Annotated in this window: 17 protein-coding genes; 3 read left to right on the top strand and 14 right to left on the bottom strand. The window is 41.9% G+C overall.

Going from position 1 to position 24,677, the window contains the following annotated elements; all coding sequences use genetic code 11:
* Positions 1 to 32 precede the first annotated feature (32 nt).
* The 8 genes from ACEN8J_RS21110 to ACEN8J_RS21145 all read right to left on the bottom strand — a co-directional run bounded on the left by ACEN8J_RS21110 (position 33) and on the right by ACEN8J_RS21145 (position 12,353).
* Positions 33 to 3,782 (bottom strand): alpha-L-arabinofuranosidase family protein, encoded by a 3,750-nt coding sequence (locus ACEN8J_RS21110; protein ID WP_495593927.1) that lies wholly within the window; start codon positions 3,780 to 3,782, stop codon positions 33 to 35.
* Between the two features lie 223 nt (positions 3,783 to 4,005).
* On the bottom strand, positions 4,006 to 4,998 hold the full coding sequence (locus ACEN8J_RS21115) for an SPFH domain-containing protein (protein WP_029516925.1): 993 nt from the start codon (positions 4,996 to 4,998) through the stop codon (positions 4,006 to 4,008).
* A gap of 141 nt (positions 4,999 to 5,139) precedes the next feature.
* The gene (locus ACEN8J_RS21120; protein ID WP_495593929.1) at positions 5,140 to 5,934 is read right to left on the bottom strand and encodes a TPM domain-containing protein; all 795 of its coding nucleotides are present in this window, start codon (positions 5,932 to 5,934) and stop codon (positions 5,140 to 5,142) included.
* Entirely contained in the window at positions 5,931 to 6,965 is a 1,035-nt protein-coding gene (locus tag ACEN8J_RS21125) for a TFIIB-type zinc ribbon-containing protein (protein WP_495593930.1), read from the bottom strand. Before ACEN8J_RS21125 ends, ACEN8J_RS21120 begins: the two co-directional genes overlap by 4 nt.
* Positions 6,966 to 6,991: 26 nt before the next feature.
* Complete coding sequence (locus tag ACEN8J_RS21130; protein WP_495593931.1) at positions 6,992 to 7,651, bottom strand: PspA/IM30 family protein; 660 nt, start codon at positions 7,649 to 7,651, stop codon at positions 6,992 to 6,994.
* 184 nt (positions 7,652 to 7,835) lie between these two features.
* Positions 7,836 to 8,678 (bottom strand): aldo/keto reductase, encoded by an 843-nt coding sequence (locus ACEN8J_RS21135; protein ID WP_495593932.1) that lies wholly within the window; start codon positions 8,676 to 8,678, stop codon positions 7,836 to 7,838.
* 273 nt (positions 8,679 to 8,951) lie between these two features.
* Positions 8,952 to 11,336, bottom strand: coding sequence for a phosphoketolase family protein (locus ACEN8J_RS21140; RefSeq protein ID WP_495593933.1), 2,385 nt, complete (start codon positions 11,334 to 11,336; stop codon positions 8,952 to 8,954).
* 294 nt (positions 11,337 to 11,630) lie between these two features.
* The gene (locus ACEN8J_RS21145) at positions 11,631 to 12,353 is read right to left on the bottom strand and encodes a GntR family transcriptional regulator (protein WP_023986502.1); all 723 of its coding nucleotides are present in this window, start codon (positions 12,351 to 12,353) and stop codon (positions 11,631 to 11,633) included.
* A gap of 352 nt (positions 12,354 to 12,705) precedes the next feature.
* Between ACEN8J_RS21145 and ACEN8J_RS21150 the strand changes: the two genes are divergently transcribed.
* The gene (locus ACEN8J_RS21150) at positions 12,706 to 13,857 is read left to right on the top strand and encodes a glycosyltransferase (RefSeq protein ID WP_495593934.1); all 1,152 of its coding nucleotides are present in this window, start codon (positions 12,706 to 12,708) and stop codon (positions 13,855 to 13,857) included.
* Between the two features lie 118 nt (positions 13,858 to 13,975).
* Here ACEN8J_RS21150 and ACEN8J_RS21155 read toward each other — a convergent pair whose 3' ends face one another.
* The 4 genes from ACEN8J_RS21155 to ACEN8J_RS21170 all read right to left on the bottom strand — a co-directional run bounded on the left by ACEN8J_RS21155 (position 13,976) and on the right by ACEN8J_RS21170 (position 18,125).
* Positions 13,976 to 14,926, bottom strand: coding sequence for a ring-cleaving dioxygenase (locus ACEN8J_RS21155; protein WP_495593935.1), 951 nt, complete (start codon positions 14,924 to 14,926; stop codon positions 13,976 to 13,978).
* 74 nt (positions 14,927 to 15,000) lie between these two features.
* Positions 15,001 to 15,399 carry a DoxX family protein gene (locus ACEN8J_RS21160; protein WP_029516933.1) on the bottom strand — a complete coding sequence of 133 codons (399 nt, stop codon included), beginning with the start codon at positions 15,397 to 15,399 and terminating at the stop codon, positions 15,001 to 15,003.
* Between the two features lie 66 nt (positions 15,400 to 15,465).
* Positions 15,466 to 15,693 carry a DUF896 domain-containing protein gene (locus ACEN8J_RS21165; protein ID WP_029516934.1) on the bottom strand — a complete coding sequence of 76 codons (228 nt, stop codon included), beginning with the start codon at positions 15,691 to 15,693 and terminating at the stop codon, positions 15,466 to 15,468.
* A 344-nt stretch (positions 15,694 to 16,037) separates the two neighbouring features.
* The gene (locus tag ACEN8J_RS21170) at positions 16,038 to 18,125 is read right to left on the bottom strand and encodes a carboxypeptidase regulatory-like domain-containing protein (RefSeq protein WP_208332763.1); all 2,088 of its coding nucleotides are present in this window, start codon (positions 18,123 to 18,125) and stop codon (positions 16,038 to 16,040) included.
* A gap of 1,557 nt (positions 18,126 to 19,682) precedes the next feature.
* Between ACEN8J_RS21170 and ACEN8J_RS21175 the strand changes: the two genes are divergently transcribed.
* A complete protein-coding gene (locus ACEN8J_RS21175; protein WP_495593937.1) occupies positions 19,683 to 20,423 on the top strand; it encodes a hypothetical protein in 741 nt (246 codons plus the stop codon).
* Between the two features lie 80 nt (positions 20,424 to 20,503).
* The gene (locus ACEN8J_RS21180; RefSeq protein ID WP_495593939.1) at positions 20,504 to 22,126 is read left to right on the top strand and encodes a S8 family peptidase; all 1,623 of its coding nucleotides are present in this window, start codon (positions 20,504 to 20,506) and stop codon (positions 22,124 to 22,126) included.
* A gap of 496 nt (positions 22,127 to 22,622) precedes the next feature.
* On the opposite strand, the gene ACEN8J_RS21185 is transcribed toward ACEN8J_RS21180, so the two are convergent.
* Complete coding sequence (locus ACEN8J_RS21185) at positions 22,623 to 23,486, bottom strand: SIR2 family protein (protein WP_139625340.1); 864 nt, start codon at positions 23,484 to 23,486, stop codon at positions 22,623 to 22,625.
* Positions 23,479 to 24,525 (bottom strand): ParA family protein, encoded by a 1,047-nt coding sequence (locus ACEN8J_RS21190; protein ID WP_495593940.1) that lies wholly within the window; start codon positions 24,523 to 24,525, stop codon positions 23,479 to 23,481. The genes ACEN8J_RS21185 and ACEN8J_RS21190 overlap by 8 nt, the downstream gene beginning before the upstream one ends.
* Positions 24,526 to 24,677 lie beyond the last annotated feature (152 nt).

Genomic DNA, 24,677 nt, shown 5'->3' on the forward strand with positions numbered 1-24,677 from the left:
AAAACGGCTGCTTGGGACACCCCTTTTTGTTTTTAAGCGGAAAAAGGTTTAAGATCCAGCACCAGCACATTTACCGAGTTGGCTGGTAAGTCTAAGAGGACAGAATCCGTATGAAGCGTGATCTGCTGTTCGGTAGGCACTATCTTCTCATCATTCTTCTTGTTCACGTTAGGTACATGAACAAGCGAGGAATCGCCGGTTAGTGTAATCAGCTTAGCGTTGGACTCAACACTCAAATCTTGTAGATTCAGCTGTGTTACCTTATCCACGCTGTCGGCATTCACCAGCTTCACATATACATGCTCAGCATCTTGGGTTACCGAGTTGAACACGTCTCTGTTGTAAGCCTCCAGCTTATAATCCAGCACTTTACTGTTTGTCACGCCGTCGGTATATGAGCAAATCAGGTTGCTGCCTGTTTCACCGCCATAGTTCACTGTTATGGTGTAGTCCGTGTTGTCGGCCAACTCTTCATAGCTGGCCGCTCTCAAGTTACCTGCGGCTGTACTGGAAGAGTAGTCACCCAATGTGTAGCCTTCTATGCCTTGCTTGTAAACCTTCACGCCGGTAGCCTTGCCGCCATAGCCGATCGCGTATTCGACAACGTCCTTTTTCTCCGCAGAAATATCCGTGAGACCCGCACCCACATAAAAACCGTCCGTGCCGGAAATGCGGGAGGCGATCACCTCTACCTTGTAATTGCTCCAGCTGTCGTTCAAGATGTACAGACCATTCAGACCGCTATCCTGAGCTTTGAGCACAAGCCCCTTGCCTTCCTCCACTGTGTAGCCCACGGAACCAGGAATGACCTGCCAGGCCGAATTTAATTCCTGGGCGAAATCTTGATCCAGCAGCACACTGCCGTCCTGGTTAGAGGTAACGGTGACACGCTTAATCATAACGTCGGCATTGCCTGTCGCGATTTCAATTCCACCCTGAGGAATGAGATCCGTTGGCTTGCCATGTTTGTAAGTAGAGAAAGAAGTGCTCAATACTTTATTGCCCAAATATTTAGCATACATTTGCTGTACATAGTAGTTCGGCGTAAACCACACCGTTTCGTCATCGAACCAGATGCAGTCTGGCGTCCATCTGTAGGTTCCATCTGTCAGGACTTTGTTAAACAACGGCGCATAGGCAGCCAACCGAACGACATCGGCATTATTTTCGAAGCCCGTCATCACCGCAGCCTCTGCTACAGCGCCTGCCAATGTATTTTTATCCGTTGAGGCGTACTCCCCGACAAAAACCTTTGATGTCGCGTTCCAGTTAATACTGCCGTCCCCGTTGTAAGCTCTGTAGTAGTAGTTATAGCGGTCCGCGTTATTCAGCAGATATTCGTTAGAACGATAGTAGTGCTCGTCTGCAATGGTGTCCATATAGTCCTTTTGCTTCTCATACCAGGTTACCGTTTCTTCCGTCACCTGGTTACCATCTGCAAAAGCAACCTTAGCCGAACCGGTCATATTACCGCTTAAGAACTTCCAGCCCTGCTGATATGCATCGTCGTCTGCTTGAGCGCCAACTGTGGAGATGATATGCAGCTCATGACCCGGATAGTTTTTCTCCATATATTCATCAATCGACGTTTTGAACACTTCAAAGTTGGCAAAGAACTCTGTGCCCCAGTTCTCGTTACCCACACCCAAATAACGCAGATCGAATGGAGCTTCATGGCCCATTTTTTTACGCATAGCAGCCCATTCATTATGTTCAAAATCCACACTAATCGCAAAGTCGATCAGATCCGTAAAGTTCTTAATATAGTATTCTCTTAATGCGCCTCCAGCGGGATGAGCATAATCCGAGCGGGCTTGGCAGAGCACGCCGCAGGCCATAACCGGAAGCGGAGCTGCATTCAGGTCTTCTGCCAACTGGAAATATTCCATATAACCAAGTCCCATGGTCATCATATAGCCCCATACATTAAAGTTTTCCTTGCGCAGCTCGATATCCCCAATCGATTCCTTCCAATCGTATACGTTTTCCCATATAAACGAACCCTCGGAAATGCAACCACCCGGAAAACGCAAAAACTTCGGATGCATGCCGACCAGCGCGTTCACCAGATCTTTTCTCAATCGGTAGTTAGGATTACCCTGATAGTTGGCGTGTGCCGATGAAGATTGCTCTTCCTCTCCTGCACCCCATACATCTTGTGGGAATAAGGAGACCATATCAACCGAAATGTCCCCTTCAAATGTAAGCGCCAGCTGTCCAAGAACCGTAGCTGAGCCTATCAGCACAAGCCTGGAATCGATGCCGTACTTCTTCCACGTGTTGCCGCCTTCCACCTGTATCGTAATTGAATCACTAATGGCCTTTTCATTCGAGTCTTGCAGTTGCAATGTGATTGTGCCCGCTGAATCGGCCTTCGCCCAGATGGTAAACTCATATTTATCACCCTTTTGGATGGACATGGCACAATTCTGATTAGAATCCGAAAAGCCCTTGTTCCGAATCGTTGCACCATCCGCTACCGTCACATAATAGGAGTTCACTTCTTTGTCTTTTGCACCTAAGAACTCATTTAATCCACCGCTATGTTGTGGAGTCATCTTGTCCGTATCACCAGACCAGGCGAACAACGGGTTGCGGTTCCGTCCTGTAGAGCAGCCGCATTCACCGGAAGCATGGGAATACGTATCAAACTCGAAAGATTCAAAAGAGCGATTCTGAACGAGTTCCGCATATATCCCGCCATCTGCTGCGTTATTGATATCTTCATAGAACAAGCCGTACATCACTTCGCTGACATCCAGCACTTCCTTATTTCCATGAATGGTCAGCGTGTACGGAGGCAGCTGTTCAGGAAGAACGGATACTTCAAAGCTTTCTTCAATCTGGCTTAGGCCCTTCGTCAATAAAGCTGTGACGGTAACCCCTTGTGCGGAGGTAATCGCCTGCACCTGACCATTGTCAGAGAGTATACCAGGTTGGCTGGATTTCCAGGTCACTTCTACTCTTCCACCCATCAGAACGGTTGGCAGAGATAAGTCCTTGGTCACAATCGTCGTCGGAAAGGACAAATATTTATCTCTGGCAAGCTTCACGATCTCTTCATCTGTCAACGAATCGCACATGACCTCAATGACTTCATCTGCCGACAAGCCTGCTTTATAAATTCGAAAGTCTGAAACGGAGCCGGCAAAGTCTACATCCGCCGCATGCTGAGAGCGACCAATAAAATTGTTGCTGTAGTTGGACGAGTCTGTAAACGTTTCGAACCATTTACGCAGCTTGGCATAGTTACCGCTGGAAGTTTGACTGATGGAACCGTCCGCTACCACCTCACCATTGACATATACCACCGGACCCGCACTGCTTAATGTGCCGCCTTCTGTACCGATTACGGACAGAGCTATATGCATCCACTCATCCCTGACAAAGCCTCTTCCCGGGTCTACGGACAAATCTACCTCATTGAAAAGAGTTCCGCGCAGGTTCCGTGTCATGAACATATAGGGTCCTGTATGGGCTTTACCAAAGTCAAAAACACGTTCCCACATATCTGTGAATCTGCCGAAGTTGACCCAAGCAGTAACTGTCACACCGGTGTTATCGCTTACATCTTTGAATAGATCGGAAGGAAGCTGGATATACGAGGTACCGTTGGGGCCTCCCTCAAGCGTCAATGCCGCTCTACCGGTAGCATGGGAAATTGTGGGTGTTACTGTGCCTGAAGCAACCCCATCGTTACCTTGCCCTGAGCTATCTTTGCCGACGTTCTCTGCATCATCAAACTTGTAACGCGCAATGATTTGATCTTGGAATTTGGTCATCTTCGTTGCTCCTATACCTATAGTTTATTAATGTAATAACTAATTAGTTAATATAAATACATACCATACAGCTATAGTACCTTATCCTGAGTACCCTTTTCAATCCAATAAATCGGATTTATGAAGAAATTCCTTAAACGAGCTACATAAAAAGGCAGCCATCACAGAAGATACTCTGCGATAACTGCCCTTATGCTTATAAAGAAGCTTGACCGTAGCTATGTTATCCGTTCAGTTTTTGTCCACAATTCGGACAGAAGTTAGCTCCTTCGTTTTTTGTACCGCAATTCGGACAAAAATTGGGCTTATTCCCGTCTCCAGATGAAGGGGGACCAGCAGGTGTAGGCTGAGTCTCAGCCGAAGGCTTTGGGTTCGGGTTCAAATTTTTCATCATTTCATTTGCTATATTCATCCCCATCATCATACTCGCCATATCCGAAGCTGCACCGCCGCCTTTTACATTACCCGATGCAATCCCGTCCGTCATCGTCACTTGTTGGTACTTTTGCAGATTACCGATCATTTCATGAGAGGCTGTCTTCGTAATCATATCTTGGATTTCTTGAGGATAATTGAAGCTCATCACATGAAAGCCAGTAATCGTCATACCGTTGTCCATCACTTGCATATCCAGATCTTCTTGAATACCTTTTGAAATGTCAGAAGCATTCGCCTGCAGATTGAACATGTCCTTTCCTTCTCTGCTGATCCACTTCATCAATAACTGATCCAACACCGAAGTAATCCGTATTTTCACATCCTCAACGAGATAACTGTCCTTCACTCCGGCAATCTTATCGATGAGCGTAACATAATCGTTCACTTTAAAATTAAATGTGCCATTGGCACGGATCGGCATACCGCCTGGCAGCTGGGGAGTCGGGATCAGCACCGGATTCTGCGTCCCCCATTTGACAGTAAACTCCTTCGTATTAACGAATAAGACCTCTACCCTCATACCACTGTTAAAACCAAATTTAAACCCTTTTAAGGTGGATAGAAATGGAATAATGTCAGAGTCCATGTTATATGACCCTTCATTCTCAAAAATACCCTCTATTTTGCCGTTATTTACAAAAATCGCATCTTGACCGGAGCGGATAATTAACTTACTTCCTTTTTTAATTTCACGATTACTCCACTTCCAGAAAATCATATCATCTCTAAATTCTTCCCACTCTACAACATTTGCAAATTGATTTCTGAAGAACCCCATACTGTATCCATCCTTTCCGTTCAGGATTTTGCAAAATTCGATTCCAGTCGCTCCAAAGTGCAATATATAGATGAACTAGACCATTTCGATCTATATATTATTCATTGAAAGTCGCTTATTGGATTTCCACAAAATCCTCAGTTAAAATGATCCTCTGCTGCCACTATGCGAATGACCGCCGCTGGTAGTTCCGCCACCACCGCCTGAGCTGCTGCTACTGCTGCTCTTTTCAATCTTCCGTTTTGTTGTCGTTGTGTGAAGATACTGATCTCGATGCTCCAGAACTCCTGAAGCGTTCGCATCCTCGTAGGTCTGCCGATTTACCGTAACCCGACCGCCAGAATTGGAAACCATCTTGCCCACGATCAACGCTGCCAATCCCAGCGCCATCGCCAAATGAAGCCATCCTTTAAAAAATATACTGTCTGGATTCACCCCTGGACGGATGGCCAAATATTTGTGCGCGCTTAGAATATACTTTTGAAATGCCAGCCCATAGTTGCCGTTCGTCAGATCCGGGCTAATCTCATGGCGTATTTTAGTAAGCCTGTCATCATCCAGATACCGCTCTGCCTTATAAAATCCGGCCAAGTACACCTCTCTATTTCTCATATCCATCGTTAAAATAACCGCGTTCCCATGAGATCTGTCATACCCCGGACCATGGTCATCATAAAAATCCTGCGTCATTTTCATAACATCCATATTGTCGGGATTGAGGGTAGTATAAATAATAATGTCCGTTTCTCTTTCCGCTCCGTATTGATTAGCCATCGTGTTCAACACATTATACTCTTCTTGATTAAGCAAACCCGCTTCATCATAAATCAATGGCTTCATTTCTGTCGTAGCTGGTTCGCCCTTCATTTCCATAGGAACCGCCAGAAAAACAGCAAAGAACAACAAGACGGCTACAATGGCTCTATGCTTTTTCAATAGAATTCCCCTCCCATCATCAACCAAGTGATTAACCTTAATGAGAAGAGAGTCATGCCGAAAATGCCTACAAACCAAGCCGTCACTTTGAACTTGCTAATCGGAGGCTTACCGACTACCTTGCCCGTCTGTCCGTTCATAGCAAATGTATGCTCCAATTGATTATAGTCATAGTGTATGACCCACACGGGGAGCAGGACATAATCCGCTTGTTTTAATGTAGTATCAATTTGCTTTTCCGTATAACTCACGGCCGTATACTCTGACACCGTAGAATGAATATAAGCATCAATATATTCCTTCACTTTTTCTTTCACTCGCGGGAAAAGCTCTTCTTCGTTATAACTGTATTTCTCTGCAATATAACCTGCTAGATATGGCATTTTAAAGGGTTTTAGCTGATCGTATGGAAATGGCTCCAATTTATCCATCAGCTCGTCGTTCATTTTCTCCGCAGCATCAATCGGAACCTTTACATAATTCAAACGGATTTTCCGATATACATCAAAATGCTTCGTTTCCGTATATTCGTAGTCTCCACTCGTATAGGTTCGCACTTGGGTACCTTCACCTTGAACCTCAATTTTATTATGTAATTCATATAACCAGAAAGGCACATACATCCCGGTTATTCCCTTGATTCGGTCTGCTATCATGAACCGATTCGGCGTCAGACGGCCATTCTTGCACCATTTTTTGAAAGCAGCTATGGCTTCTTCCTTACTGATTGAAAAAGGAATAACCTGCGCTGGAGCCAGCTTCCCAGTCAGTCGATCCCCGAGAACCACGGCAGAACCACAAAAGCTGCACACCGTTGCACTCGTCTCCACTTCGGTCATAATCACCGCTCCGCAGTTATTACAATGATACTCATGAGCCTCATCTTCTGAAAAAATACGATTTATCAGAGGATCAGGAATAGATTCGATATTGTCCTCTCTTCCGCAACTATGACAGGATAACCTCCCTGTCTCACTGTCAAAGACCATACCGCTGCCGCAGTTGGGGCATTTGTATTCGATAACCGGCATCTGCTCACCTCTTCATGTAGATACTGTTATGATTCCTTAGGGTTGATTTTTTCTTTGATTGCAGCCAATTCATCTTCTGTATTCGTACTCTTCTCGTATTGTGCAAATAAGGCATCCAGGTCGTCCTTCGTTCCTGCCCGAAGCTCGGCTATAGCCATCGCTTCATCATACGCTCTGTTCACCTGCTCTTCCATAACCTCAAAAGCAGAATTCCCGTTGCCGATAGAATTCAAGGTTTGCTGTGCTTTGGCAACCGCCATCTTCCCTTTAAGTTCAGCGTGCCGCGCTTCTAGTTGCCCCATATCGGACACCAACTTCTCCTGCATTATCTTCATATTTACGGCGTTTGTCGAAGCTACATCATAGGACGTTTGTAATTGTTCCAATTTCTCCGCTTGCAAACCTTTTCTCTCCAGAAACTTTCGAGCTTCCTCTTCATTACCAGCTTCCACAGACTTACTGGCATAATGCTGGAGCTTTTTGATCCCGGCTTTGCATTCATCCAGTGCTCTTTTCGCCCTTCTCTCATCAGCCAATACTGATACCGTCTCCGCTTTCACCTTGCCTAGATCACTGTTCAAATTCCGCATATAATCGTTAATGGTTTTCTCCGGATCTCCCACCTTATCCATTAAGGCGTTAACATTCATTTTCATAATATCCCTAAACCTCGACAAAATTCCCATGATGACCTCCTTCGAAAGGACTACATTCCACCATATCATACATCAAATCCAGTAAAAAATGTTCATTATAGCTCTATATACTGACCCACTGATCACTTTCGGATGTGTGTTCGTTTTATGATAAAAGCAAAGGGTCCAAAAACCCGCTACAGATTTTTGAACCCCTTTATTTTATTATTCCTGATTATAGTTCTTCATAGGACTTGGGGTCCTGCCCCCAGATCCGTCCATCCTCACTGCTAAATGCCGAAATCATGTTCATTTCCTCTGGAGACAACTCAAAATCAAAAATATCCAAATTCTCCGTTTGGTGTTTCAAAGAAGAGGCCTTCGGGATCGGGATTGCTCCAAGTTGGATATGCCAACGTAAAATCGCTTGTGTATTCGTTTTACCATGAGCAGCAGCAATTTTCCCAATCTCTTCATTCTCCAGCATACTGTGACCACGACCCAAGGGGCTCCACGATTCCGTCACGATGCCCTGTTCAGCATCTTTTGCACGCTGATGTTCCTGATTAAATAATGGGTGCAATTCAACTTGATTTAAGCTCGGCGTGACACCTGTTTCCCGAATTAAACGTTCATTATGCTCGGGCAAGAAATTGCACACCCCAATGGAACGGATATAGCCCCTTTTCTTCGCCTCAATTAACGCCTGCCAGGCTTCAACATATCGATCAATTTGGGGATTCGGCCAATGGATTAGGTACAGATCATAATAGTCCAGACCTCCTCTATATAATGACTCTTCGATCGTTACAATGGCTTCTTGGTAAGCATGTCGGCGACCTGGTAGTTTGGAGCAAATCAACAATTCTTCTCTGGACACAGAGCTCTGCTGGACCGCTTTCCCGACAGCACCCTCATTTTCATAGTTGAACGCTGTGTCGATCAGACGGTAACCTGCATCAATCGCGCTGGTAATTGCCTTGACTCCATCTGCACCCTTCAATCCAGCAGTCCCAAATCCAATGACGGGCACCTTAGTGCCATCATTCAATACCTTCTCCGGAATTGGATCGTTCATATTAACAGCCTCCTTTACTATTCTCTTATACCGCAACACCTTTAATGCTCAGAAAAATACAGCAAATGACTCGGTTCCTCCTATACTTATTACCCACCAGTTCGTGACTTTCCTATTAAATTCTCTGTATGCTACATCAAAAAGTGCCTGATCCCCGTTGAAATCATACTTGAATTCAAGGAGTCAGGCACTCGTATACCGCTACCAAATCATATATTCCACTTCATGCTGAATTGCTTGGTTGTCCAACACAAAGTTGAAGCGTCTTAATTTTTATTTCAAGCCTTTCCATACCCAGTTCTCTACCTCTGGCAAGTCAATGCCCTCTTCGCGAATGAATTGATGATGTTTCTTAACCGTAGCATCCATTTCATCCACAATGTTGGTGTACTTCCCAGCGTCAGGTAAGTTGAGAACAGCTTCCTTCACTAAGTCAAAACGATCCATTTGATTCAATACACGCATATCAAATGGTGTCGTAATATCGCCGTTCTCACGGTAACCATGTACACGTAAATTATGATTGTGACGATCAAAGAACAGATCTTTGATCAGACCTACGTAACCATGGAAAGCGAAAACTACTGGTTTATCCTTTGTGAAAAAGTGATCAAACTCGGCGTCAGATAATCCACGCGGGTCTAGTTTTTGACTTCTCAGTTTCAGCAAATCTACCACGTTGATGTACCGAATCTTCAATTCAGGCAGTTTTTCATGCAAAATAGAAATTGCAGCTAAACTTTCAATCGTTGGTTCTGTGCCAGCAGAAGCAATGACAAGGTCAGGTTCTCCACCTTGATCTGTACTTGCCCAGTCAATGATCTTCAACCCTTTATCCACCAATTCTTTCGCTTCATCAGCACTAAACCATTGTGGACGTGGGTGTTTGGACGAAACAATCAAATTGATCTTTTGACGGTCGTTTAAAATAGTGTCGAAAACAGCCAACAAGGAATTGGCATCCGCTGGCAGATACTCCCGAATAAATTCCGGTTTTTTATCAGCCAAATGACCTAACAAACCTGGATCTTGGTGTGTATACCCATTATGATCCTGTTGGAACACCGTTGAAGTTGCTACGACATTCAATGATGGGATATCTGCACGCCATCCTTGATCCGTTGCTTTACGCAGCCACTTAAAGTGTTGGGTGATCATTGAGTCAACCACACGCAGGAAAGCTTCGTAACTTGCAAAGAAACCATGACGACCAGTTAACACATAACCTTCCAGCAATCCTTCAGCCTGGTGTTCGGATAATTGGGAGTCAATTACGCGGCCATAGGACGACAAAAATTCATCATTAGGTTCAATAATTTGGTCCATCCATTGGCGTTTGGTTACTTCAAAAACAGGAGCCAAGCGATTAGACATTGTTTCATCCGGTCCGAAGATTCTGAAATTACGATTTTCTTCATTTAAGACAACCACATCTTTAACGTATTTCCCTAAAACCGACATATCTTGCGCAATCACTTTACCAGGTACGGAATTATCCAGCGCATAGTTACGGAAATCCGGTAACTTCAAGTCTTTAATGAGGTTACCCGCATTCGCAACAGGGTTCATTCCCATACGTTTATCGCCTGTAGGCAGAATTTCAGCAAGCTCAGAGTTTAAACGACCGTTTTCGTCGAACAATTCCTCTGGTCTGTAGCTATTCAACCATTCTAACAAAGCAGGTGCGTGCTGCATATTTTTTTGATCGACCGGAATTGGAACCTGATGGGCACGGAATGAATTTGTATTCGGCACGTTGTCCCATTCCTTTGGACCCGTCCAGCCTTTAGGTGAACGGAATACAATCATCGGCCACGCTGGACGAGTAAGATCATCATTTTCACGCGCATTCTTTTGAATAGCTTCAATTTTCTCGATGGCCGTATCCAATACTTTCGCCATTTCTGGATGCATGTGATCCGGATTTTCACCTTCAACAAAGAATGGCTCCCAGCCCAAACCTTTAAAGTATGAGGTCAATTCTTCTTTCGATTGACGAGACATAATCGTTGGGTTACTAATCTTAAAGCCATTCAAGTGCAAGATTGGCAGCACTGCACCATCCGTGATCGGGTTGATAAATCTGTTAGAGAACCACGAAGCGGCTAGTGGACCCGTTTCAGCTTCGCCATCACCAATAACAACAGCCGAAATCAGATCAGGATTATCCAGAATGGCACCTACACCATGAGAAAGGGAGTAGCCTAATTCTCCACCTTCATGGATAGATCCAGGTGTTTCAGGAGCAGCATGTGAAGCAATACCGCCAGGGAAAGAGAATTGTTTGAACAATTTCTTCATACCTGGGATATCTTGCGTAATTTGCGGATAGATTTCGGTGTAACTTCCATCCAGATATGAATTTGAAACCATAACCTGACCGCCGTGACCAGGGCCCTCAATGTAAAGCATGTTCAAATCATATTTATTAATAACACGATTTAGATGTGCATAAATAAAGTTTTGTCCTGGAATTGTGCCCCAGTGTCCAATAGGCTTAACCTTCACATCTGAATCTTTTAAAGGCTCTCTCAACAAAGGATTATCTTTTAAATAAAGCTGACCTACCGAAATGTAGTTCGTTGCACGCCAATATGCATCAAGTTTTTCTAAATATGTTTTAGATGAATAATCTGCTAACACGGGTGATAATGACATGGTGTCCACTCCCTAAGTAGTATTGTTTGTAATTTATTTCCGGAAATTTCATCTACATGTACATCATAACGCCGCGCCGATTAAATTCAACCTTTTTCACAAGTGATACGGTCCAATTTTGTGAAATTTTGAACATACTATGAAATATAAATTAAAAAGACAGTAAAAAAGCTCTTACATTAAAATATATAGAAGTATAAACCAATAAAATTTGTAATAAACGTTGCAATCGCAGGCTCCAATCCTTTTCTCAAAATTATAAAAAAAAGACCGGAGAATTCTCCAGTCTTATCATTAGTGAACCGATACAAAGGTATTAAATTTTAAATATTTGTAATGAAATCGCATATGAGAAAACTCAAATGGCGTACCGTTATCTAAAAAGAACACACCTTCCATAATACCTACAGGCTCATTTTCATTTAAATGTAGCAGCTTTTGATCATTCTCTTGGGACGGTTCTGCAAAAATGGATAAAAAAGATTTGGTGACGGCCAAGTTCCGCGAGTCTTCCAAATAATTAAAAATGGACCCCTCGATAATAGTCTGATTTAAATTCTGAACAATTTTAATAGGGATATAGCCTGTTTCAATCATAAAAGGATCATCATCAAACAAACGTAAGCGGACAATTTTGTATACAAAATCATGAGTCTCCAAGAACAAATCGCGCTGTAATTCTTCTGTTGGCGGAATGACCTCAAAACTCAGTACTTTGATTTTTGGCTTTTTACCATGCATTTGAAAATTATCAGTGACTCCTAGATTAGAGCCTTCGTAGTTAAAGATAGATTCATTTCTTATGTATAATGGATTAATAAATGTCCCGGAACCTTGTTTTTTAAAAATAATTCCGACATTCTCCATTTTAGTCAGAGCACGTTTAATTGAACTACGACTAACCTGGTAAGTCTCACTAAGACTACGTTCATCTGGCAATCTCATATCTGCAAACTTTCCAGCAAAGATTTTCATCTTGAGATCGTCAATAATTTGCTTATAGACAAATTGTGTCATATAGTACTCCTCTTTCAGGTCTTCTATAACTCCATATAGTTTACCATAACTTGCCCATTTCATCTCATGTTTGTTTCTGTATGCTGAGTGGGCTTTCAGCGGATAGGAAACGCCCGCGCTTTTACTTTACATCTCTATGCATAATACCATGATTATACATACATAACACCACTGAACGTACCTGCAAATTAGCAGAAAATACAGAACTCCCACCTTAACTTCCGCGATAAGACCAAGCCTGTTTCGAACCTTGAGGGATGTTTGACTAGACCAGGCTAAAATCCTTGAATACATTGTTATTATTTATCTTGTTCATACGTTCACTAATAAAAATGGTGGGGGGGAGATCATATTGGCTATCCGCTACAGCGTCATCATTCCAACCTATAATCGAGTCCAGCAATTGTTGCTTACACTCGCTTCATTTGAGACACAAACCTATCCAAAGCAACTATTCGAAGTCATTGTAGCTGATGACGGTTCTACAGACGGAACGAGAGAAATGGTCGAAGACTTCAAAGCATCCTATCCTCTTATCTATGTGTCACATCAGGAACAACGCGGTCGATCTGCCGTTCGAAATTTGGGACTGCGCCGTGCAAGAGGGCTATACATCATCTTCTGCGACGCTGACTTTGTAGTATTACCGGAATTTATTAGGATCGTGAGCCGTTATCACCGTAAATATCCCAAGTCCGTGCTTTCAGGCATTCCTCACTCGTGGGACGATGCTTTTACCCATTATTACCCTGACTTTTCTCCTGAAGAAAAAGAACAATGTCGCAACATACTTACGCAGTCCAACTTATGGAATGCTGACTATGAAGCAGCAAACGAAATTACTCCGATCATAACCCCAGAAGATATCCTTCACCAAACGGGTGCACTGTCTAAAGTAGTTAGTCCCACAAGGGTTCCTCCGAATACGCAGAAACAATTTGCCTCAACGGACGTAGCCCCCTGGATGCTGCTGGTTACTCGTTGTGTAGCCATCAGACGCAGTCACTTGATTCGTATTGGAGGTTTCAATGAACGGTTTGTGCTCTATGGACTCGAAGACTGGGACCTTGGCTATAGACTGCATCGCTTGAAGATCCCTTTTTATTGCATCAAAGAGGTGGTCGGGTATCATCAGGAACATCCAACCTATCTCAGAGGAAACGTCTTAAATACGGAAAATCTGAGGATCATGTATGAAACCTACGGTTTCAATGACTCCTCGTTAAATTTATTTGCCCTTATCCCTCCATCCGAGGATTTCGAGACCTACAAAAATACATTGCGGGTATTGCGCAGGGGATTCCGCTCTAGGTTAACACGCTCATCAGCACTGTTATTAAGAAGAACACTACGCATTGCAGCCAAACAGTTCTACGATCAAAGCCATACTCTTGCATACAAAAAGTCATTACACTTGATAAAAAGGAAAGCAGCGAACCGGAAAAGTCGAGTCGCTCACGTATTACGAGAAATGCTGGTGAAGTCTGAAAAGCTGGTGGAATAGCAAGAGGCTGGAAGGTCCCGAGACACATGAATCTTTCCCGAAATAAAAAGACTCCTCCATATGAGAGCAGGCCAAACTCGGCAAGCTATCTTATGGAAGAGTCGTATGCAACTTTTACTTACTTTTGTTTTTCCGTTAATGTTCTCACTTTAATAGGATGCAGATTCGCCTCGATTTGAGCCCGCTGCGGTTCATACCACTCTGGCAGCATTAATTTCTGCCCCATAGATTCAGTAGGTTCATCGTTAGCAAATCCCGGTGGATCTGTAGCAATTTCAAATAATATGCCGCCCGCTTCTCTGAAATATATCGCATTAAAATATTGGCGGTCTATGATTGGAGTCGGCTGATAGCCATAATGCTGGACTGCGCTTCTCCATTCTTCATGTTGTTCGAAGTCTTTTGCACGCCATGCAATGTGATGTACCGTGCCTGCTCCACCAAAGCCTAGACCTATTTTGGCGAGTGGGACATCCACGATGTTGCCGATTTCTCCTACGGACTGATAACGCGCATATTCGGCGTCTTCAGCGATTTTCGTAAATCCGAGTATGCTCTCCAATGCATCCATCGTTCTCTGTGGATTGACACTAAATAGCACGGCACCTCCAAACCCCTTAATTGCTTTATCGGCTGAAATGCCACCGTAAGACCAAGTACTATTCGCTCCCTCTTCACGTTCAACAAGCTCAAGACGTAAACCCTCATTATCCTCGAATTGAAGATATTGTTCAGAAAAACGGCTCGTTTTCGTAACTTGAATATCCAAGCTTTGCAAACGATGCTGCCAAAAATCAAGTGAACCTGGGGGTACTACATACGAGGTTATGCCCACCTGGCCTCCTCCGATTCGCCCTTTGGGAGTTCCTGGTGCAGGAAAAAAGGTAATGATCGTTCCAGGACTCCCTGCATCGTTGCCAAAGTACAAGTGGTAAACCTCAGGAGCATCGAAGTTGATCGTTTTCTTCACTAACCGAAGTCCCAGGACGCCGGCATAGAAGTCGACATTTTCCTGCGGATTACCGGCAAAAGCAGTAATATGATGGATACCTGTAGTTTGAAGTGACATATGAAACCCTCCTTTAATCGTAGGAACCTTTATTTTTTGTTGTTGATGACTTTTAATGACCTAAACATCATGTTTTATCTAAGTATTGCATCAATGGAATATGAACCTGCTCCTGTCAACGCAATACCGATTACAACTGCAATAAGAACTAGCGGATATTCATAGCCATTAGCCGTTGCCCAGATCCCGTTTTGGCCATGTACTTTGAAAATTGCTCCGAGCATAGTCGCCGTAATCAACAATGCAGCCAGTGGAGTGAGCAATCCTACAGCAAATAGAGCTCCTCCCAACAATTCCATCAACCCAGCAGCCACTGCCATGAATACTCCGGGCTTAATGCCAATCGATTCCATCCAACCGCCCGTACCCTTTGGACCATAGCCGCCAAACCACCCAAAAAGCTTCTGCGCTCCATGCCCCACCAATAATAATCCAACCACCAAACGTATCAATAACAATCCACTTGCCAACATAAGAATCACTCTCCATATTATATTATTTTAAGATTATTAAATTAGAGATATTAAATAAAATTAAATCTATTGCTTAGCGACTCGAGCCTGTTCTTTTCTAAGTTTTTCAGGAGTAACATCATCTCCATTCGGATCATAGATCGTAGCATTCAAGAGAATGCTTTGTACAGAGCCCCGAAAGATTTGAAGGTATTCTTTGCGAAGATCCGTTTGTTCCATTTTTTCAATTTCAGTCAACCCAACTTCTTTCGCTTTTTTTGCAAGCTGATTAATTCTTTCTAAAATGGTAATCATGTATATACCTCCCTATTCAAAATTTTATGATCACTTTTATCTTTAATTTATTTATCTTGATATAAAGATATAATACTTTTCTATCCGTGTCAATACTTTTTCGAAAAGAAAAGCAGCCAGAACACTTAGAGACACCTTTAAGCTACAAGTTGTGTAAAACCTTTCAACTCAATTACTAGAGCCATAATAAAAAGCCACCAACCAGAATCACGGGCTGATGGCTTTCTTGTCTTACTCAAATGGAGGCGAGGGGAGTCGAACCCCTGTCCGAAGATAACGACACATAAGCTTCTACGGGTGTAGTCACAGTTTTGATGTCACCCGAGTATCGCCCCGTAACCGGCTTAATTTGGGTCAGCTGGATTAAGTATTAATAGTTCATTAAGCTTTACATTAATGCGTCGAGTAACTTCACCAATCGTGATATCATATTCTCCAACACTTAGTGGATATATCCACTCATCTTTTCCATAGACGATTCCCGAGTAGGTAAAGGTATTGTCTGCTCTTCTTATGGACAGATATGGATTTGACAAGGGTTTACCCTCAGCATCTTTGAATACGAATTTAACAAATCCACCGTAGCCAACCAGGTTAAAATCAGCTGTTTCATAAACACTAGAAGTAACACTCACATCTGATTTGGAACTTTTAATATACCCATTGGCAAAGGCATTCAACGTATATTTTCCGGAAGGAACCGAGAGAGTATATTCCCCATATACATCGGTCGTAGCTGTCCATAATTGATTGTACGTACTAGCAATTACCGTAGCTTGCTCCACTGGATAGCCATCAACTCCACTCACCTTACCTTTTATTACACTTCCAGCTTTAGAGTTCATTGGGTCAAAAATGTATAATTTATTTAGTTCAACATCAACAAGACGAGTGACTTCACCAATTGTAACGTTATATGTCCCAACACCTAAAGGATAAACCCATTCGTCTTTCCCATAAATTACTCCTGAGTAGACGGTGCTATTATCCATTCTTTTTATAGATATCATTGGATTTATTAATGCTTTGCCATCAGTATCTTTAAATACTAATTTAACAAATCCACCATACCCCACCAAGTTAAAATCAAATGTATCATACGCACTTGAAGTCACACTTACATTTGATTTTGAATTATCTACATAGCCATCTGCATAAACGCTTAATGTATAAATTTCTGAAGGAAGTAATAGTGTGTATTTCCCATACACATCCGTAGTCACCGTCCAAGATTGGTTATACGTGCTAGCTGTTACGGTAGCATACTCCACTGGCATACCCTCAATACCGTATACGGAACCTGTAACACTGTGGACAAGTTCATCACCAGGGAAATTCACCTCAACTGGTATGAGCTTATCATCAAGTGTACCATCACCTAACTGTCCATAATCGTTGCCGCCCCAAGCCCAGACCGATCCATCTTTTTTTATTGCTAGTTGATGACCGGGGTATTGGGCGTATGTTTTAGATATTTGAGTGACATCTGTTAATTCAACTGGAGTTACTTCAATTTGATTAGTGAATATGTCTTCTTTAATTAATACAACTTTCCCATCTGACTTCAATGCCATTCCATTTGATATAGCTACAATGTTATCTAGATTTTCAACTTGTGTAGGAGTTGATCTATAGTCATCCCAAACCCAGACAGTCCCATCCGCTTTAAGTGCCAGTGTAGCTAATGTAGAAATATTAGCGAGTGCTTTTACATTTTCTATTCCTAAAATTTGTGTTGGTGTGGTCTGATAATTTGAACCATTAACTAAGTATCCCCACTCCCACACAGTCCCATCTGATTTGACAGCTTTTGATTTTTCATAACTACCTGTGATAGAAATGACATTTGACAAATTTTTCACTTGAACTGGAGTATATTGATCAACATAAGATCCATCCCCCAAAATTCCATATGCGTTATAGCCCCAAGTCCATACTGTTCCATCTGATTTTAAAGCCAGTGAATGATGACTTCCAGCTGATATAGAAATTACATCATGTAGATTATGTATCATTACAGGTTTCGATCTGTAAGTATTTGTTCCGTCGCCTAGCTGACCTTCGCTGTTATATCCCCAGGACCATACAGTTCCGTCTGATTTCAAGGCAAGCTGAAAACTATTCATCCCACCAACAACTTTCGTTATTTCACTCACATTTGGAATCTTCACTGGAATTTCAACAAAGTTAGGGTAACCAACCAACTCGCCTCTTTCGTTCAACCCTGATCCCCAACCCCATACAGTTCCGTCTGATTTAACTGCATATGACCTGAGGGAGTCAGCTGCAACATTAATGAACTGATGTGAAGGATTAGATGCAGATATTTCGTTGGACGAAGCATAGACAAAACCTGAGTTATTAGAAGTCATCATAAATAACATTAAAAGTACCATGGTTATCAATCTAAATTTTTCAAACAGGTTAGACATCTCTCTCAGACCCCTTTTAGTAGATTGTGCAACTCAGTTATGAATTAATTTAACGGTTACTACTACTTAGTCGGTAATGGCAACACCTCTTCACTACAAAATCAGATACCTCAATATTCCCACACGATAAATATTCTGTCAAAATATTTTGTCGTCCTAGCTATATCACCTTATATCTGAATCTATCGTATTCGATGGCAGAGAAAATAGAAGCCATCGAGCCGAAGTGGTCCTCCCTTTTCGAGTCCACGAGAAAAAACGGACACCGAATGGTGTCCGTTACTGATACTACGTATGGAGGCGAACCGTGGCATGGCAAATCCACAATTCGCCGACACGTGATGCTTAGATTGTTCGAGGAGGTTGCTTAGGACCAAATTTTATATTGTGTCTGAACAGAAAAAATCAAAGCCCATGATGTGATTGAGCTCTAAACCATATCCCATACTCCCAATCTCAACTGGAAATGTTCTACACAAATCATCGATGTTAACCGTATTAAAGTTCTTCGTATACACGTATTCGATTCCGCAACACCTTGATGAATCCACTATTCCTCTGATTCAGGACCAATCCAATTCTCCAACAACACACGTGCTAGAGGAGGTTTTCTTTTTGATTCGATAACAAGCGTACCTGTCAATTCGAAACGAAATCAATTTCGCAACGCATCAACTAGGAAATGAAATTTTCGCGCTTAGTCCGCCTCGGGATCGTCCGATGCTTGTCTTGCCTCTTTTGCGCCTGATCCAGGCTGATGGATTCTTACAATTGTAGCATCAATCATTACGCTTTCTTCGTTAAGATCAAGTGAAACATACTCTAGACCCTTACCTCAAACCCCTTCCTCGCAGTACCAAAAGTAATTATACATAAATCCCCAATTGGGAAACGTGTATAGAAGATCTCTTCGTAAAGTGCTCAAATGAGCAACCCAAAGCATGGCATTTAACATCCGTTGATTATTCACAGCAGGCGTCCTCCTTGGGGTTCTCGTTCAGGTCGAAATGGATACTTGAACCAGCCGCCATTGTTTATCTTGGATTTCGTATCGTGTACTCATCTATATTATTTAAGCCTTGTTAAGGAATTTAGGAACACACCTTAATACAAAATGATGGCGCTGATTCTGATAAACGCAACCGGTGGTTCATGAGAGAATAACTCTCTCTCCACCCTCACTTGTAAGTTTTCACTTCCGACTTCCAATGTTTTCTTTCTCCGCAATAGAGAAAAAAATGCCGGGCGACTTCTCATCAAACTCATCTTCGATATACATGAAAATATTGAGTTGAGTTTCTAGCAGACCCACAGCCATGGGAGCAACCTTTTCTGTAATTCGTTCAGTAAATCAGCAACTCTCTTTAAGCAATCCCTTTAGCAATTGGGCATTATCATTTCCAGTGAAATCAATCAATATTACTGAAACAATTCGACTGCCTCGATAAAAGGTAAACGACAATTGAACTTTGGAAAATAAAAAAAAGATGCATAGACCAGATTTTACTGGCCATAATACCTTTGGTTCAAATAACAACTAAAAAAGGAGTTTTGCAAATGACTAGTTGGTTCGAAACTAATCCAAAAACCGTAAGTTCTCCGATCATCCCCCTCTCCACTCAGGACAAGAACTGGGCAGATATCGCAAAAATTCTATTGCCGTTGATCCCTGCATTGCTGTCCGCGAACTCCCAACCAACACTTCAGCCAGCGAGCTCGCAGCTTACAGCTCAGGGCATTGATTTTGAGGATATTATCAAAAAGATGTTGCCGTTGATCCCTGCATTGCTGTCCGCAAACTCCCAACCGACGCTTCAGCCTACGTTGACAGCTCAAGGCATCGGGGAGCTTGTAAAAATTATTCTAATGTCGACTGCGAACTCCCAACCAACACTTCAGCCAGCGAGCTCGCAGCTTACAGCTCAGGGCATTGACTTTGAGGATATTATCAAAAAGGTGTTGTTGCCAACATTTCCTAGATTGCTGTCCGCGAACTCCCAACCGACGCTTCAGCCTACGTTGACAGCTCAAGGTATCGGGGAGCTTGTAAAAATTATTCTAATGTCGACTGCGAACTCCCAACCAACACTTCAGCCAGCGAGCTCGCAGCTTACAGCTCAGGGCATTGACTTTGAGGATATTATCAAAAAGGTGTTGCCGTTGATCCCTGCATTGCTGTCCGCAAACTCCCAACCGACGCTTCAGCCTACGTTGACAGCTCAAGGCATCGGGGAGCTTGTAAAAATTATTCTGATGTCGTCCGCGAACTCCCAACCACAGGCAACACAAATACACTAGCAGCCAAAATCACGCAGAGCAATGAATTCTGCTTTGCGTGATTTTTTTACAAATCTATATCTACTAAGGAGAGAGTATCTGTGGAAAAAGTTATCGGAAACAATAACGATAAAAAAAGTTATATGATTGTTCCAAGAACGGGCATCTTCCTGCAAGACATGAACATTAGACCGATGTCTACACAAGAATTGGACACGCTGCTAACCAGTAGTAATATAGAGATTATCGATCGTATTGAACGCAGTAATAAAACTCTACAGTTGTTAGGGATGCCAAGTGGAGAAGGAATAGCAACAGATGTACTTGTTGTTCGTATGTCCCCACAGGAGGCCGAGCAGTTTCAGAAAAATCCTCAGGTGATTATCTCAGAAAATCAAACTTTAAGGCATTTGAGTTCTATGGACCTGGAATACCTCAAAATATTTTCGACAAGTACAAACTTTACAACGAAAATTTTCAAGTTATTAATCAATGGTAAAGACAGCAATGCACCATTGAAAGGCGTGAATGTTTATATCACAGGTGATGGTCTCAAACCCGCTGTTGGGGTAACAAATGAAGAAGGTATAGTGGAGTTACATGTTCAGATGGTTGCCCCTAATTCACCATTTCAACTGAAAATCATGCCCCCTCACAGCTACTGGAGCTTTATAAAAAATAACCCTGAGCTAGAAGAAGGAATCACCAATACCATTTACTTAACTTCGATTTTCGAAAATAACGGGAGCGACATCAAGCATTTCTCCTTAGGATGGGGGCAAAACCTCATGGGCCTTTCTAAGATGCCTCCCGATATCGACGGCAAACAGGTAAAGATAGCAATTATCGATAGCGGATGCGATAATTCCCATCCGTCGCTTCGTCATATTCTCAAAGGTGTCGATTTCTCAAGCAGAAACGCCGATAGCTCATCTTGGAGTAATGACCCTTATAACCATGGTACTCATTGTGCGGGAGTAATTGCTGCCAAAAGCAGTGAACATTCAATGTTTCGTGGATTCGCACCCGAAGCGGAGGTTCATATTCTTAAGATTTTCCCTGGAGATAAGGAAGTGGGTTTAAGCGCGTTACATCATGCACTCGAATATTGTATAGTCAATGACATTGACATCATTAACATGAGCATTGGTGTAGAGGGATACGATCCGATCATTGAGCAAACTATTATGGCAGCAGTTGATGATGGCATTACTTGTGTTGTTGCGGCAGGCAACTCATTTAAAGAAAACAAAACAGTACTGTATCCCGGTTCGTCTGCTCAAGTCTTAACCGTTTCAGCAATCGGTGATCTACAATCAGTTGAGTCGAATTCGCTGGATTCGTTGACTGTTACAGATAAACTCGATGGTAACTTATTCTCACCAATATTTACATGCCTTGGGCCAGAGGTTGACGTTTGTGCGCCCGGTGTAAGCATTATTTCAACTGCGCCAGGCAGTGTTTTTAAACTTGATTCAGGTACCTCTATGGCAGCTCCTCACGTTACAGGAATGGCAGCGCTCTTATTAGCGCATCACCCAATTTTCCAATCCGAATTTAAAACGCGAAACCGACAGAGGGTTGAAGCACTCATGGCGTTGCTTCGCCAGCAATGCAAGCCTCTAACTCTTGATTCAGATCGATGCGGTGCAGGTGTCCCAATTTTGGGTTCAGTTGTAACTATACCAGATCATTTGCCAATTCCAAATCCAGTGTCGGTTTAATTTTGAATGTAAATTACGTCACTGAGATAGAATTAGCAAAAAATGAGCCGATTAGTTTATTAATCGGCTTCTTCTGCTTTTTATTAATTGATCTAAACTCGATTTCAGCGATTAACAGTCGGTTCCTCTCGGGAACCACAATGCCTATTTTCCCGTGTTTCCCTTCACGTTTATCCATATCAGTGAATGGAGACCCGTCGAGGCATGTAGTGTCGAAAAGGTAACAACGAATGTTTAAAACAATTACATTACAACAGTGATTCGTAACCAAGGACGATTATATGGGCTTCTGTAAAAAAGTGATAGTACTATAAAAAGAGTCAACAAGAGCAACTGACCGTACTGTTGTAATGTTTGAACTAGAATCATATCCATTAAAATTGTGGTTTTGGATGGACATGGGTTCATAAATACGAACCGTGGCTGTTCAAAACCACAATTCACCGCCTATTGAGAGAAAATTAATTTATTCCGTCAGTTTATGATATCATAATATTTATTCGTAAATACCTCTCTCAATCCTTAACTGTGCAACTGCTTCCTGAAGTTCCTCAATATTTTCTTCAAAGTTATCATAACTCGGTCCATATTCTAGACACCGAACATTATATGTTTTTTCCCAATGCTTAATTATGTGTTCCGAAGTACCCTCTTTTAAAACTATATAATGAGGAGATGCGCTACTTGATGTGTTAGATAATGACTGTAATACTAGATTAATATCTGGATCGTTTAAACTATACCCCAGGAATAAAACTGTATTAGTAAGAAAAAGTGCTCTTAGAAGAGAGTAAAACTCAGGGTAGTTTTCTTGAGCTTCAAAGTACTGCTGCGATGTAAATATCATTTCATCCGTATCATCTATGCTTCCATGAGCTTTTATAATTACATTTTCTGGGGATTTAATATTTGAAATTATAGATTTCGCCTTCATATAATCATACTTTACGTACAAATCTTCATTGCACAAATTATCATAAATTTTATCGAAATTAGTTGTGACTACTATTTTCGAATTTATCTTTTTAATCGATTTGTGCACTGGAGAGGGATTAAACCTACCTCTTGAAAAGGTATCCTTCAAGTATTTACTATATGCCCCCGAATCACTTAAGTCATAAATCGCTTGTAATGCTAATAGATAATTCTCTTGAGTCAACATCTTATCAATAAATGCTATATCCTCTTTTTGTGGATTTCTCATTAGCGCTTTGATATTATTTAAGAATTCTCCCCAAGTCTCTGGTGATTTACCATCATCATTCTTGGCAGTTGCAGATACTCCGGAACCTAAAAATAATATGGCTCTTCTGTAAGCTAACTCTTCAATTAAGTTATTTGGCCAAATTATCTTACTCATTTGTATCACCAATATTTTTCAAAAAATTGGAGCAAATTCCATCGATATACTCTGTATATTCGGCTACACTACTTGTTTGATTCCCTCTCAATCCACTCTTATAATTCAAACTAAATATAGGTGTATTAGAGGTCTGAGATAAAGGAACTATACTATAAACATATGGTATATCACCTAACTTGATTTCGTCTTCCTCTATCCCCTCAGGTATGTACCCCCCCAAATATCTTAGTATTTTACCATGCATCTCTTTTATAACGTTTTCATAAGCTATAACTGGCCTCACACCTTCTTTAAACTTTCTTTTTGAATATTGTTGTATGGAGTAGCCTAAAAATCTACAACTTCTACTAATATCAATATTTACAGAATGCTTAGCACTAAATTTACCTAAATCAAACGCAGGATCACTCTTTTGAAAATTACTTAACGCATCCTTATATAATTCCATCCATTGCTTCATCCATGTAGAGATATTTTCTATTCCCATTAAGCTAAATATATCCGATCCCATTGGGGTAAAAAAGTAATCTGTATTAAGTAGGACACTTCTATTTAGTGCACCAAGCGAAGGCCCAACATCAATAAAAACATAGTCATAATCAAATTGTGCAACCCATTCTTTAAATTGGTTTAACCAATTCAACTTTCTTAATTCACCCTTGTCTTGCCCAATTGTTCCATTCCAGCTCTTACTCATTCGATCATCGATCATCGCGAGTCTAGGATGTCCCGGTATCATATCAAAACTATAATTGTTATCCTCAGCTTTTATGGGTATACTGTGGAACTCTAATTTAGCTTCACCTTCATCCATTTCCTCAAAAAAATTATATATTGTTTTTTGTACTGGTTGCTCGCCATAGAAATTATCCCATTGTTCTATAGGTACTACAAGCTGAGTCGAATTTGACTGAGGATCTAAATCTAACAAAAGAATCTTTTTATTCCGATTAGCACTTAGGTAACTAGCTAGATTTACAACAGTAGTTGTTTTCCCTACTCCACCTTTGTTATTAAAGAAAGTAACAACCTTCATATATTTTCCTCCTCCGCTCTTCCCCTTAATATTATCAGTCATACTAGTGCACGTCTATCAGCCCCTTTACTGATTCTTGGTTAGGGAACAAAGGTAACACGGTCATGCTCAATTTCAATAACGTAGACATACATCGACTCTGTGTTCAAACT

The organism is Paenibacillus sp. Paensp38 (assembly GCF_059491915.1).

Bases quoted from the DNA above. Each gene is read 5' to 3' on its own strand.
- ACEN8J_RS21110 (WP_495593927.1), bottom strand. From the start codon at position 3,782: ATGACCAAATTCCAAGATCAAATCATTGCGCGTTACAAGTTTGATGAT.
- ACEN8J_RS21115 (WP_029516925.1), bottom strand. From the start codon at position 4,998: ATGGGGTTCTTCAGAAATCAATTTGCAAATGTTGTAGAGTGGGAAGAA.
- ACEN8J_RS21125 (WP_495593930.1), bottom strand. From the start codon at position 6,965: ATGCCGGTTATCGAATACAAATGCCCCAACTGCGGCAGCGGTATGGTC.
- ACEN8J_RS21130 (WP_495593931.1), bottom strand. From the start codon at position 7,651: ATGGGAATTTTGTCGAGGTTTAGGGATATTATGAAAATGAATGTTAAC.
- ACEN8J_RS21135 (WP_495593932.1), bottom strand. From the start codon at position 8,678: ATGAACGATCCAATTCCGGAGAAGGTATTGAATGATGGCACTAAGGTG.
- ACEN8J_RS21140 (WP_495593933.1), bottom strand. From the start codon at position 11,336: ATGTCATTATCACCCGTGTTAGCAGATTATTCATCTAAAACATATTTA.
- ACEN8J_RS21145 (WP_023986502.1), bottom strand. From the start codon at position 12,353: ATGACACAATTTGTCTATAAGCAAATTATTGACGATCTCAAGATGAAA.
- ACEN8J_RS21155 (WP_495593935.1), bottom strand. From the start codon at position 14,926: ATGTCACTTCAAACTACAGGTATCCATCATATTACTGCTTTTGCCGGT.
- ACEN8J_RS21160 (WP_029516933.1), bottom strand. From the start codon at position 15,399: ATGTTGGCAAGTGGATTGTTATTGATACGTTTGGTGGTTGGATTATTA.
- ACEN8J_RS21165 (WP_029516934.1), bottom strand. From the start codon at position 15,693: ATGATTACCATTTTAGAAAGAATTAATCAGCTTGCAAAAAAAGCGAAA.
- ACEN8J_RS21170 (WP_208332763.1), bottom strand. From the start codon at position 18,125: ATGTCTAACCTGTTTGAAAAATTTAGATTGATAACCATGGTACTTTTA.
- ACEN8J_RS21175 (WP_495593937.1), top strand. From the start codon at position 19,683: ATGACTAGTTGGTTCGAAACTAATCCAAAAACCGTAAGTTCTCCGATC.
- ACEN8J_RS21185 (WP_139625340.1), bottom strand. From the start codon at position 23,486: ATGAGTAAGATAATTTGGCCAAATAACTTAATTGAAGAGTTAGCTTAC.
- ACEN8J_RS21190 (WP_495593940.1), bottom strand. From the start codon at position 24,525: ATGAAGGTTGTTACTTTCTTTAATAACAAAGGTGGAGTAGGGAAAACA.